Origin of the sequence: Methanosarcina sp. 1.H.T.1A.1, assembly GCF_000979295.1 — an archaeon.
Lineage (GTDB): Archaea > Halobacteriota > Methanosarcinia > Methanosarcinales > Methanosarcinaceae > Methanosarcina.
In genome coordinates, this window is the sequence record NZ_JJQY01000140.1 from 25323 (window position 1) to 38049 (window position 12727).

The following is a 12727-nucleotide window of genomic DNA, read 5'->3' on the forward strand; positions in this document are numbered from 1 at the left end:
AAACTGCTTTCCAATAGCTGTTTTTCAATAATTCTCGATCAAACTGAATACAGGTAAATTTGACTTAATATAAATTTATTATATCATTCTTCTGCAAGTTGTTCAAAGTAACTCTGGATAACACTCCTGTACCCTTCAGGAAGGTTCTCGTAGTAAGCCTGAGAAGCAACGGCTTCCGGGTTGTAGACATCCGACTGAATAAAGGATTCGTTGTCTCTCTGTTCTCCGTCCTCCTGGATCGTAAAGCCCTCCCCTCCACCCGGAGGTATCTTTAAGTCTACTTCCTTGCCCTCAATTATGATAACGGCAGGTTCTCCAAAAAGTCCTTCATTGTTCTGCGGGTCTCCTGAAGTCCCACCATTTTCCTCTACGGAAATAAGATTCGAATCCGAACCCGGGAAGGGAATAGTTTCGATTACTTCCTCCAGGTCGAGGGGGCCGACAGGTGCCTGATATCCTGTATGGGCAACATATGCCAGAACCGTGACAGCAAACACAGTTATCAGGAGATCCTTTGCAAGCTTTTTTCTGTTAAGGAAGACAGAGGACTTCACAGGCTTCGAATCGATTATAACGCCGCCTATAAGGTCACGGACAATAATGTTATCCATATCCCGGTTGTCATAGGCGGTCCTCATCCTTTCCCTGAGTACAGGGTATTTTTCTTCAATAAGGGAAATCGCATCTTTCTTTTTAGCCCTGTAATACCTGAATGCTGTGAGTATAAGAGAGAAGGTAAAGGCAAGAATAATCAGCCCCAGGGTCTCAAAGACAATTTCAGACCCAGGAATACTGTATTTTGCACCGGTATAGGGTTCGAAGGTGTCAATCATTAGGAATATATCCCTCATGTTGAGGAGCACAAAAAGGGCGTAGAGAACCAGAAACGTTGCAAGAAGGTCTGCGAAAACATAGAGTCCTCTATATTTCTTCAGAGCTGATTCGTGTTTGTTGATGATATTTTCAATCTCTAGAGCCATCTCGCTCCCTTCTGCAACCGGAGATCCCGGTGTTATTATATTTAAGAGTAGTATATAAAGAGGCACGCCGACATATTAAGATACTATAGAAAGATATTACAGAAATATACTATATAAAGGTATTATATAAAGGTACACGTTCCAGCTAAAGGTACACGTCCCACCTGCAAGTTCCTTCCGTAAGTGCCTTCCGTATTATATATATATCCACGTTTATACCCATATCAGGTTTCTTTTTTGAACCTGAAGGTCCCTGATTATTTGGAAATCTTGAAGGCCGGATAGGAACCCAGTACTTTTAATGTATTAGTTTTAGTTTTTGACTTTGTACCAGCTTTTGATTTTATATCTTCAAAGGCATCTTTTATAAGTGCATCGCTTGTATGACCTTCAAAATCGATGTAGAAGTAATAGTCTCCGAGTTCTTTTTTGGAGGGTCTTGATTCGATTTTTGTAAGGTTAATTCCTCTTTTCGCAAAAGCCCCCAGAAGTTCGTATAATGCCCCTGGCCGGTCTTTTTCCAGGGATACGATAAGAGATGTTTTGCAGGCCGAAAGGCTGACCTTTTCTCTCCAGGTTTCGTGTTCAGCCTGGAGCTCATGCTCTGCATTTCGGCAGGGCTCCGGGCTCAATTCCCCTTCAACGCCTGCATCAACGCCTGCGGCTCCCAAAGTCCGCTCCGATGAAATCTTTTTTTCAGCCCGGATAACAATAAAACGGGTGTGGTTTTCCTTTCTGTCCTGGATATTTGAGAGCAGGATTTTCAGCCCGTAACGCTCTGCAGCCTCAGGGGATGCTATTGCTGCCATTTCCTCAAATTCCCCTGCCAGCCTGGCTGCATGGGAAGTGCTGCCCGTGCTCCTGAGTTCCGCTTCAGGAAAATGCTTCTTCAGGAAATGCCTGCACTGTGCGAGCCCCTGGGGATGGGAAAGGATTACCCTGATCTTCTCGGGCCCGCCTTTAGAGAGCAGGCAGTGCTCGATTTTGACAACTATTTCCCCAATTATAACAGCCTCGTTTTCAAGGAGGAGATCGAGGGTGACTCCTACGGAACCTTCGATGGAGTTTTCTACAGGGACTACGGAGATGTCTGCTTTTCCTTCAACTGCAGCCAGGAATGCGTCCTCTATGTCTGCGAAGTACCGAAACTCTGCATCCATCAGGCTATTTTTCAGAGCCCATAATTTTGCAGCCCTTTCCGAATACGAGCCTTCAGGCCCCATTACACCTATGATCATCTGAAGGTTAATTGGGGGAATGGTAATAATAATTTTTGATGGCGATGTTGAATCATCTTAGTTGAGCCAGCAGAGTTGCGCCGCCCGAATTGCGCTTTGGGATCACAAGAAATCGCAGATTTCCTGGGAGTTGCGATGTAATCGCAACAGTAAGCGGTCCTTTTCGCTGCGCTCAAGAGGTCTTTGTCCTGATGGGTGAAAATCACAAAAATGAAATATGGATGAAGGCAAGAGGGAAAGGTATTGAGGAGCAGGTAAAGAAAGATCAGTCTGAAAGACCTGAATTTTTTAGTTTTCAGAGTCCTTTTTTCCCGGGTTGTCTGTTCAGCCTAGTTCTTCTTGAAGGTCAAGCTTCTCTCCTTCATTCCACAGAATTTCAAACTCCTCTTTGAGATTTTTTGCAAGCCCGATGTCCCGGATTTTCACAACCGAAAGGACCCGGTCCCTGTCTTTCGGGTGGGGTTGAAAAAGGATGACAATGCTGTCATCAACGACTCCAAAACAGGAATTAAAAGTCTGGAAGAGCCTGACGTCCAGACCTTTTTTAAGTTTTCCGAGGGTTTCATCCTCCTGCCTGGAAAGGAGAGAAGTGAGAGCCCTGAAACGCGAAGAAACCATCAGCCTGATTTTAACTCCCCTGTCAATGGCCCTTGTGATTTCAGGAATCAGGCAGGCAATGACAGGCATCCCGAAAATGGGAGGAATGACACAGATAGATGTTTTTACTTCTCCATATATGGAAGTGGCAAATTTTTTGATTTCGGACTCGGTGATGGCTGTTGTCCAGAAGACCTCATCTTTTCGCTTCTGGACCTGGACAGCTTTCAGGGCCTGCTTTGCCTCTTCAACAATCCCTTTCAAAACCGCCATTTCTCTTTCGATTTCGCTTTTTCGCCTCTCAAAAAAAACATCAAGAGCAAGCTCAGGGTCAACCGCCCGAAACTTTTTGGGCCTTGAGGCCTGGACTTCCACAAACCCCTTTCCTGCCAGAGCTTCAAGGACTGTATAGATCTTTCCATAGGGCACTTCCGAATCCCTGTAGATGGCTCTTGCTTCGGAAACGCCCAGTTTCAACAAAGAAAGATAGGCAGCTGCTTCATAGGCATTCAGGCCGATGTCCTGAAGAAGCTTTTCATTTTGCATACAGGAATTTGGGGTATAATATCTTAAAACAGTTTCGAAAAAAGACCTGTGCATAAGATGCCTGAAAATACCGACATCTGATGCGAAAACAGTTTCTGGTTTCGGATACCAGAAAAAATAATCCCGACCTGAAATGATTTCAACTTATATTTCAATTTTATTTGATTAATTTCAGTGCATCTCTGCAAGCTGCTACGGCAGGCGCGCCTGAGGTTATGAATATGACATCCATAACTTCCATTATTTCCTCTTTGGTAGCGCCGTTCTTGAGGGCACTCTGCATCTGTACAACAGTACACCTTTCGCACTGCTTGGATGCAACGACTGCAAGAGCTATCATAATCTTGACCTTTGCAGGCAGGGCTCCGTCGGACAGCAGTTTATGGTCACATCTTTTGTATTTGTGCAGGAACTCCGGGTCCAGCTCCCCCAGGGTTTTCAGGATCTCCGGGGTAAAACCCAGTTTCTCACTCATGTCTTCAATTAACTTTTCATGTTCTCCCATATAATGAACCCCCAGTTTTGGTATGGTTATTATTTAGTAAATTGGATATTATTAATATTAAAGCTTGGGATGTACACTATATGGGAATAATAAAGGAATTAAAAGTGGATCCGCCGCCCGAGTTTCGCGTTGGGATCACAGAAAATCGGAGATTTTCTGGGAGTTGCGATGTAATCGCAACAGCACGAGGTCCGTTTCAGCAGAGTTGCGACTCTGCAGTACGCTGCCCTTTTCGCTGCGCTCAAGAGGGCTAATCTATGGGTTTTAGCAGTGAGCTCAGCTCGCTCAATCGGACTATTTTTGAGTAAAGAGATTTAATGGATCAACCGTGGATCAGCCTGGGAAGACAACGAGTGCAGACCCAGATACTTTCCATGTTGTGCCTGAGGGGCATAAGGTAACGGGTGTCCTCTCCGGCTCCGCATTCGAAACAGCGGATTGAGATGTCTTTCTTTTTCGGCTGGGCTTCAGCTTTTTCCCTGTTAAATTCAACTGTGTACCTTTCTTCGATAGAGAGGGCGCCTTCGGGACAGACCCCGATACAGAAGCCCATGCCATCGCAAAGTTCTTCGGATACTACTTTTGCTTTCCCGTTAATGATTTGAATAGCGCCTTCAGCGCAGGGTGCAACACATTTTCCGCAGCCTGTGCATTTTTCCTCGTCAATTTTTATAATTGTTCGTTTTACCATGAAGATTAACCCCCTTTCCCTTTAGATCAATTCCTTTTATGGAGATATAGAATCTGATTTATCGAAGTATCTGATTTACCGAAGAGATCAAACATCTGCTAACATGAACTGCCATTTGAAATCCGGCAAATAACCTTCCCTGTACAACACTGCTTTATAATCAGTTATCATTTTGCTCATTTTACAGGTATACTTTATGAAGTCCGTGCCTGCTTCGCCTTTGAATAGAATTTTTTCTGCTTTCTCCAGAAGGTCCGGATAGATAAACACCAGTTCTTCTTTGGTGTGCAAAAAAAGAGCAGAAAAATCCCTGTGAATGACCATGCTTCTTTTCAAGAGCTCCGTATTTAAGGTATCTTCAGAGATATAGTCCTTGAATTTTAGATAAGCATGAAAGTTCGCGATGTTCTGATTTAAAGAATTCAAAATAGAATACAGCATATTGTCGGTTTGAGGAAGAGGAAGGTCCTGAAGCTCAGGATGTGCACCCTCATAGGATTCGTTTTCGTCTATATTTTTGTCCCGAGTTGTATCGTAGTCCATTTTATCAACCTGGTATATCTGCAACTTGTGTTCTCAACTTGCAACTTGTATTTTCAATTTGCAATTTGTATTCTCAACTTATATTATCCGCAACCTGTATTTTCGAAAAGAACCTGATTTTTTATTACATCAGGAGGCTGTTTTTACCAATCGGAAGTAAATTTTGTTCACTGAGTTTTGCTTGCATGAGTGGGGTTTCAGTGGTGTGTCCCTTCCACCACTTTTATACCCGCATCCTGAATTGTCTTTCTGATGGTATCTATATTGGGGCATTTCGGATAGCTGTCCTCCATGAGCATGCAGGAACTGAGGTGTACGACATCGAGGTCATGCTTTTTCAAAGCATTTAGCAGGCGGTAAACCCTCCTGCCCGAGCAGCCTCCACACGTAAAGAAAGCAATAATCTGCGCTTCTCCATCATATGCCTCAAAGTGGGACTTCCTCTCATTGAAGGCTTTGAAGCAGCCCACTCCGGGACAGGCTTCCGAAACGATGTCACAGCGGACGACCGCGATTTTTGTTGGTTTTGTTTTTTCTTCCATGTATGACACCTGTTTTTACACCCGTTTTTATAACCATTGTTATAACTGTTTTTACACTTGCTGTACGTTTTACAGCAGGCGGGTAGACTCTTTCTGTCTTGGGGCTTTTACAACAAGCACCCTGAAGATGCCGTCTCCGGGGTTCAGGAGGCGGTGTGGAATTTTTGCAGGACTTTCGATTAACATGTCCCTGCTGACTTCTTCCTGTTCGTCCCCGATTTCAACGACACCTTTTCCTTCAAGAATGTAGAAAAAGACGTCCGTGGGGGTGACGTGCTTTTTTAAAGCTTCCCCGGGTTTGAGTTCGATGTGCACTGCCTGGGCATGTTCCGTGTCATAGAGCATCCGTACGCTCACGTTATGAGGGTTCGGCTTTTCCGGCGAAGATTTCATCTCAACAACTTTCATATCGTTCTCCCCTTTTTGACCATTTTTCTGCGTTTTTGCCATGCGTTTTTGTTCTGTTTTTGTTCTGTTTTTATATATGCCTGATCAGTACCAATCTACTCAATCAGTCTTGAAGGAGGGCATCTCCGAAACTATACAGCAGTAGGGGCTTAGAGCCCGACCTTATTTTTGAACTCTTCAAGACCCGTGTCCTCAATGAATTTTCCAAGCCTCTTTTTTGTGCCGGAGTTTTTGTAGAAAGTTATGATTCTGTCCACGGCATCGAGAACCTCATCTTCAGAAAGTGCCTTTGCCACGACCTCGGCAAGCCTGGGAGTTGCAGCTGCAGAGCCTCCAACCATAAGATTATAGCCTTTTGCCGTGCCCATTATCCCTATATCCTTGATAGCAGGCTCAGCGCATGAGTTTGGGCATCCGCAAACGCCCATTTTCAGTTTTGAAGGCATGGGCATCCCATGATATTTCTCGTCCAGTTTGAGGCCCAGGCTCACTGCGTCCTGCTTACCCTGCTTGCAGAAGGTTGTCCCCGGACAGAACTTAACGCTTCTTACGCAGAGCCCTATGGCCGCACCGGGTTTTATGCCAAGGTCAGCCCAGACATTATCAAGGTCTTCTTCTTTCAGACCCACGATTGCAATTCTCTGGGCAGAAGTCATCTTCAGGGCAGCTGCCCCATACTTTTCTGCAACGTTAGCGATGTTTCGGAGAGTTGCCGGGTCCACGAGTCCGCCTGGAAGATGGGGGGCTATTGCGTATGTCTCACGGTCTCTCTGAACGATTGCACCTTTTTCCGGTAAATTGTCTTTCACGGTTGATCCTTTCTCCTCATCTTTATTATTAGAGTTTTAAAGCATGCTCAAACTGCCAGGCAGCAGCATAACATGTTATGTAATTTTATTACACTGTGCTTGGGATGTACATTGTACAGAGATATATCATTTAAAAGTATTTTTATAATATTGAATTTTATAATAGTATCCTTTTGATACCAGTATATTACATATACTAATTTATATATCAGACAGTTTCTATGTTTATACTATGAAAGACTGCACCGTCTACAAGACGATGAACATCATCGGGAAAAGATGGACAATCCACATCCTCCTGGAACTGCACAAGGGTGAAAAGAAAGAGAAACGTTTCAACGAGCTGAAAAGAAAGCTGGGGTACATAACCCCGAAGATCCTTTCGGAAAGGCTTACAGAGCTTGAGAATGAAGGCCTGATCACAAAAAAGGTCGATGACTCTACAAATCCCCCAAGATCCGAGTATTACCTCACTGAGAGCGGAATAGATTTTATAAAGATAATACAGGCAATAAAACGCTGGGGGCTAAAGTGGAAATTCCAGAATGAAGAATGCGAGAAAGCCATCTGCATGTACTGTGACCACTGAGCGCCCGAAGAAGTCCCAAAAAATACTGTAAATTACGGCTGAAAACTATGGTTTCCCGGCATTGAAATTGTTTTATACTAACGGGTCCTAGCTTATATAAAGCAGGGGAAAAGGCAAAAGGGCATAAAAAACAGTCTCAAGGCATTAAAAACGGTCTCAATTAATCTGCATAACCCCGGAGGCAGTAATGAATCTCGAAGAATCGATCGATTTTTTCTTCAAGCCTGAGAGCATAGCCTTGATAGGAGCGTCTCCGAACCCTGAGAAACTCTCCCATACGGTTCTGGAAAGCCTCAGGAAAATGGGTTTTAAAGGAAAGATCTATCCTGTAAACCCTGGCTACAGGGAAGTTGAGGGGCTTAAATGTTATTCGGCTCCCGGAGAGATTGAAGACAGGATTGATATTGCTATTTTTGCAGTCCCGGCTAAAGCTGTTCTTGAAATTCTGAAAGGGCCTGTGGAAAACATAAAAGGAGCCATAATTGTCAGTTCCGGCTTTCGGGAAATGGGAGCCGACGGAAAGAAAATGGAAGACGAGCTGAGAGCTCTTTTAATAGAGAAAGGTATCAGGGCTATGGGCCCCAACTGCCTTGGAATATATGACACCATCTCAAACGTGGATACCTTTTTTATAGAGCGGGAAAAAATAGAAAGACCTGTAAGAGACGGGGTTTCCGTGCTTACGCAGAGCGGATCTTTTGCCGCTATGATTATGGACGAACTGGCAAATGAGGGGGCAGGCGTTGCAAGGGTCGTGAGCTATGGAAACAAGGTCGATGTTGACGAAAGCGACTGCCTTGAATTTCTTGCACAGGACGACGCCACAAAGGCCGTTGCCCTTTACATTGAATCCGTAGGAAACGGGCAGAGATTCCTTGAAGTTGCTTCAAGTTGTGTAAAAAGGAAACCTGTGGTGGCTCTCAAGGTTGGAAAGCGGGAGCCGGGCGCAAGGGCAGCAAGTTCCCATACAGGTGCCATTAGCGGGATGTATGAAGCCTATGAAGCCGCTTTTAGGAAAACGGGCATAATAGAGGTCGCCAGTTACGAAGAGCTGAAAGATGCCTGCAAAGTCCTCAACAGGTATTCCCCTGTAGAAGGAAAACGGGTCCTGATAATAACTGACGGGGGAGGGATAGGCATTTCCATTGCCGACTCCTGTGAGGAAGCAGGGCTCAAAGTTCCTGAACTTTCCGCCGCTGCAGTCAGAAAGCTGAAGGAGAGACTTCCGGCTTTTGCTTCCGTAAAAAACCCTATAGACCTGACAGGTAGTGTGCGGGATGAACATTATATTGCTGCCCTGCAGGAAGCTCCCGCGAGAGAATATGACCTTGCAATTGTCAGCCTGCTCTGGGGCCCGCCTCTTCTTACCGAAGGAGTTGCGGAAAAAATCAGGGATTTTGCCGAAAGCTGCGGAAAACCTATCCTGATCAGCTCCCCGGGGGGAAAGTTCAGCCGGGAAATGGCTTCAGCTTTTACAGCCACCGGAATGCCGGTCTTTTTCACCCCTGAAAGCGTGGTCCGGGCGGCAGCCGTGCTTTGTGGGGGAAAAAGGTAAACAAACTGAAATTCGATTTGAGTGAAGAAGAACCCTGAATCGCCGGGAATAAAAAAAGAAAAGGATGAAATTAGGGAATCACAGAAAGGTTACACAAAGCCCGGCGCCGAAGAAAAGATTGACCAGCGCCTGTACCCCATGGCTCGCTTAACTCTTTTTACGGCAAGCTGGACTGCAGCTTCCCTTGGCAGGATTCCTTTCGTTTTTGCAGCTTCCAGTACCTGAAACGTGTTGTTTTTTACCTTTTCTTCAATTGACCCGAAAGCTGTGCACTGGGTGGCTCCCTGATACTCTGATGCCGCACAGATCACGCCGCCTGCGTTTGCGATAAAATCCGGGACGTAAAGAATACCCGCCTCATAGAGGATTTTTTCCGCCCCCTCTGTGATCGGAATGTTTGCTCCCTCAATAATCAGTTTAGTGTTAAGAAGATGGACGTTACTCTCGTTGATCACATCTGGACGGGCTGCCGGGATCCATATGTCGCAGGGAATGACGATAACTGCATCACTGTCAAGCTTTTTCCCGCCAGGATAATCCAGCACACTTTTTCCCTCTTTTTTAAGCCTGATCAGGGTATCCACATCAAGCCCTTCCGGATCGTGGACCGCACCCCGGGAGTCAGCGACCCCTACGAGAACCGCTCCCTTCTGGGTAAGGAAACGGGCAGTATGCTTCCCAACAGCCCCAAAGCCCTGAACAACCACACGAGCCCCTTTCAGCTCGAAATCACAGTATTGCAGCGCTACCTCGGTAGCTTGTGCAACCCCCCAGCCTGTGGCCCCTACTTCATCAAGAGGGATGCCCCCCACCTCGCATGGCAAACCCACCACTCTTCCGATCTCATCTTTTATGCAGGCCATGCAGACCTCGTCCGTCCCCATGTCAGGGGCGAAGATGTACTCCTCCGTATATCTGAGGGCACTGGCAAGAGCCCGCAGCATCTGTCTTTTCTTTTCCAGAGGCATTTTCGGGTCCCCGTACATGACAATCTTCCCACCCCCATAAGGCAAATCTGCAGCTGCATTCTTAAGGGTCATGGCTCTTGCCAGCCTGAAGCATTCTTCAGTACTCACATCAGGGGCCATCCTTACACCACCAATAGCAGGTCCCCGCGCGATGTTGTCCACCACAAGAATCGCTTTCAGGTCAACTGACGGTTCGTAAACATGAATGATCTTAAATGGCCCAAGCTCATCCGCAAATCTGAACATGTCCTCCATTAACTTAATCCCCCTCTTTGTACCTGAGTTTCATTTTATGATTTTCAGATAATTTCAGAACTGTATTAATTATGATCCTGCACCTTGAAATGTTTTATGTCCACTTCGCCCTAAAAGAGGGCACTTTTTTGTGGAAGCTGAAGCACCTGAGATACATGAAAAAAGCAGATAAAAAGAATTTTGTGCTGCAAAACTTTGAGTTCCTATCTTTTTGTCGTTTTTATGTATTCTTCGTATTTCCAAAAAAACGGGTTCAGATTCCTCAACGTTTCTTAGAGATGTATGGAACAGAAGCCTGTGATAGCTCTTAAAGCTGGAAACAGGGAGCCGGGCGCAAGGGAAGCAAGTTCCCACACAGATGTAATTAGCGGGATGCAGGAAGCCTATGAAAGAGAGGACAGTAATTTATTTTAGGAAAATTATTTCAAAAACTATATAATAATCCAGGAGATTTATAGTATCAAATATATTTTTCTGAGTAAGTCTCTTAAAAAAGTAATCGTTTGTAATCATTTCCAGCCTTAGCCTTACTTTCGTGTTTTCTCCAGAATAGAACCCGGAAATCGGAAGGATGGGTAAAGAACAGGATGAGTAACATGGAAACAGTATTAAATAAATCAGAATTTACCTGGAAAGAGTATTTTTCAGATAAAAAGAAAGGGGGACACCGGTTTTCAACTGAAGAGTTTCTTGCTAAAGAAGCTCAGGAAAAATTGTTTCATTTAGGTGGAGGTAAAACTCTCCTCGATTTTGGGTGCGGTGCAGGAGAACTTCTGATATATTATATTCCAAAATATGAGAGAGTAGTAGGAGCTGACTTTTCAAGCTCCATGCTTTTTGAAGCTGAAAAGAAAATCTGGCAGCAGAAATACAAAAATGTAGATTTAATCCTTGCAGATGACAACACAGTTTGGGATAAATTAAGCTTATCGTTTGATCGAATTACTGCAACAGCAGTGATCCAGTATCTGACACCTGAGCAAATAGATGCTTTTATCCGTAACGCATCCGAATATCTCAATGAGGAAGGAAAAATAGTATTTTTTGATATAATTGATCCCAGGCTGTATAATTTATGGAAACTCGGATGGTTTTCAGAGAACTTTAGATTATGGAAGAGTTTTTCCAAAGTTGGTCTGGGGTGCTTAAGGCAAGTGTCGGGTATTTTGAAAAACCGTCCCGGAGATATAATTGGGGATACTCACAACCCCTACCTGATTGAAAAAATTGCCAATATGCATGGATTCAAAATGGAATATGTAAAGTCCATGTACTATGAGTACAGGTACCATGTGATATTATCGAAGATGTCATAAGACCTTCCGACTCCGCTTTTTTGTAAGGAATATGCCAAATCGGGGTTAAGTCCGGAATAAAATTTGTTTATATTTGGTATTGCAGAAGTCCTGGAGTTTATAATGTACCATGTGCCCTGGATAAGAATGCAATTCAGGTTGTACTCTGTAAAATAAGCAGATAAATCAGGGGCTGCCAGGACTTCTACAAACCAGGTTATTTATTCATTCATCATTTTTTTGCCTGCTTCCAATTTTCCATGAGCCTTATTTAGGCCTTCCTGACTGAACAACCGATCAAATTCAGGATACTTCTGGAACTCGCCTGTAATCTCTTCAAATACCTGGTGTTTCGGACTGATGATGACTACATGTGCCGGAGGATGAATTTTCTTCAACCTGCTAATCGCTGTCCCTGCATTATTACTCAGTTCCACAAGTGCAGCAGAGTTACATTTTGACCTGAGAGGCACCCCCATTACACTAACAAGAAGCGCATCGGCATAATCGTTTTCAACACATCTGGGATTCGTTGAAAACTGAATGTCTCCATATATTTCCAGGTCGTGTAATGCGATTCTTACTTTTGCCGGGTCGTCTGCCCGGACTAATGCAAAAGATTTCATTTTTAACACACCAACAAGCTTTTAAGTCACTCCCAAACCATATAACTGTTTTCCAATTTTTACTCAAAAAAGCAGATTTTCAGTGAAAAATGAGTTTAGAATGTTCAACAGGTCGCCTCATACCGGACGCTATCTGCATAACCACCTTCAATTTAAATATTAGTAGAGTTCAGTATATTTTCTGGAAAAGAAAAGGTAAACTCATCAATCAAAAGGCGTGCGAATCAATAATCCTTTTTTGCGGTGCACTGCCTTATTGATTTGATACAGGATTGTTTTCAGATTTCATGTGATCTTTTTATTGGTTGTTTTCCATCCACCCAATCATCTATGAGTGCCCATAACTCAGAGGAATTGCGATCGATCAACAGGCTACCATGCCCCTGGTTATTCCAGCTTATAGTAGTAACCCTGCTGTTCGTTTCTCCTACCTCATCTTCGTACCACCATGCGCCGTAATCGCCAAAGCCTCCTCCGAGTCCTACATAAAGTACCGGAGAGTCTATTCTGGAAGAATTTATCTCATACCCCTCCACATTGCCCATCAGGCCGGCCATATACCTGTCTCTTATACACATCT

General features: G+C 44.4%; 15 protein-coding genes and 1 pseudogene. 4 read left to right on the forward strand and 12 right to left on the reverse strand.

Translation table 11 applies throughout. From position 1 onward, the window contains the following. Positions 1-83: 83 nt before the first annotated feature. From EO95_RS13840 to EO95_RS13880, 9 genes are all read right to left on the reverse strand, one after another. Complete coding sequence (locus EO95_RS13840) at positions 84-980, reverse strand: hypothetical protein (RefSeq protein ID WP_048135551.1); 897 nt, start codon at positions 978-980, stop codon at positions 84-86. Between the two features lie 257 nt (positions 981-1237). Beyond that, positions 1238-2218, reverse strand: coding sequence for a prephenate dehydratase (locus EO95_RS13845; protein WP_048135553.1), 981 nt, complete (start codon positions 2216-2218; stop codon positions 1238-1240). Between the two features lie 324 nt (positions 2219-2542). After that, positions 2543-3361 (reverse strand): TrmB family transcriptional regulator, encoded by an 819-nt coding sequence (locus EO95_RS13850; RefSeq protein ID WP_048135578.1) that lies wholly within the window; start codon positions 3359-3361, stop codon positions 2543-2545. A gap of 157 nt (positions 3362-3518) precedes the next feature. Continuing rightward, complete coding sequence (locus EO95_RS13855; protein WP_048135555.1) at positions 3519-3866, reverse strand: carboxymuconolactone decarboxylase family protein; 348 nt, start codon at positions 3864-3866, stop codon at positions 3519-3521. Between the two features lie 322 nt (positions 3867-4188). Beyond that, complete coding sequence (locus EO95_RS13860) at positions 4189-4557, reverse strand: ATP-binding protein (protein ID WP_048135556.1); 369 nt, start codon at positions 4555-4557, stop codon at positions 4189-4191. 87 nt (positions 4558-4644) lie between these two features. Then, on the reverse strand, positions 4645-5100 hold the full coding sequence (locus EO95_RS13865) for a hypothetical protein (RefSeq protein WP_048135558.1): 456 nt from the start codon (positions 5098-5100) through the stop codon (positions 4645-4647). 197 nt (positions 5101-5297) lie between these two features. After that, positions 5298-5642 (reverse strand): CGGC domain-containing protein, encoded by a 345-nt coding sequence (locus EO95_RS13870; RefSeq protein ID WP_048135559.1) that lies wholly within the window; start codon positions 5640-5642, stop codon positions 5298-5300. Between the two features lie 69 nt (positions 5643-5711). Further along, complete coding sequence (locus EO95_RS13875; protein WP_048135561.1) at positions 5712-6050, reverse strand: cupin domain-containing protein; 339 nt, start codon at positions 6048-6050, stop codon at positions 5712-5714. Between the two features lie 149 nt (positions 6051-6199). After that, a complete protein-coding gene (locus EO95_RS13880) occupies positions 6200-6859 on the reverse strand; it encodes an NAD(P)/FAD-dependent oxidoreductase (RefSeq protein ID WP_048135563.1) in 660 nt (219 codons plus the stop codon). Between the two features lie 232 nt (positions 6860-7091). Between EO95_RS13880 and EO95_RS13885 the strand changes: the two genes are divergently transcribed. Both EO95_RS13885 and EO95_RS13890 read left to right on the forward strand, forming a co-directional pair. Next, positions 7092-7448 (forward strand): helix-turn-helix domain-containing protein, encoded by a 357-nt coding sequence (locus tag EO95_RS13885; RefSeq protein WP_048135565.1) that lies wholly within the window; start codon positions 7092-7094, stop codon positions 7446-7448. Between the two features lie 187 nt (positions 7449-7635). Further along, positions 7636-9003, forward strand: coding sequence for an acetate--CoA ligase family protein (locus EO95_RS13890; RefSeq protein WP_048135567.1), 1368 nt, complete (start codon positions 7636-7638; stop codon positions 9001-9003). A gap of 89 nt (positions 9004-9092) precedes the next feature. On the opposite strand, the gene EO95_RS13895 is transcribed toward EO95_RS13890, so the two are convergent. Beyond that, positions 9093-10226 carry a Glu/Leu/Phe/Val dehydrogenase gene (locus EO95_RS13895; RefSeq protein WP_235283030.1) on the reverse strand — a complete coding sequence of 378 codons (1134 nt, stop codon included), beginning with the start codon at positions 10224-10226 and terminating at the stop codon, positions 9093-9095. A 282-nt stretch (positions 10227-10508) separates the two neighbouring features. Between EO95_RS13895 and EO95_RS17220 the strand changes: the two genes are divergently transcribed. Beyond that, a complete protein-coding gene (locus EO95_RS17220) occupies positions 10509-10640 on the forward strand; it encodes a hypothetical protein (protein ID WP_082106063.1) in 132 nt (43 codons plus the stop codon). Positions 10641-10813: 173 nt separating this feature from the next. Then, the gene (locus EO95_RS13900; protein ID WP_048135568.1) at positions 10814-11542 is read left to right on the forward strand and encodes a class I SAM-dependent methyltransferase; all 729 of its coding nucleotides are present in this window, start codon (positions 10814-10816) and stop codon (positions 11540-11542) included. A gap of 200 nt (positions 11543-11742) precedes the next feature. Here EO95_RS13900 and EO95_RS13905 read toward each other — a convergent pair whose 3' ends face one another. Together EO95_RS13905 and EO95_RS13910 are read right to left on the reverse strand one after the other, a co-directional pair. Next, positions 11743-12147: a DUF356 domain-containing protein gene (locus tag EO95_RS13905; RefSeq protein WP_048135570.1), complete on the reverse strand. Its 405-nt coding sequence runs from the start codon at positions 12145-12147 to the stop codon at positions 11743-11745. Between the two features lie 278 nt (positions 12148-12425). Continuing rightward, positions 12426-12727 (reverse strand): annotated as a pseudogene (locus EO95_RS13910) (hypothetical protein); the annotation flags it as partial.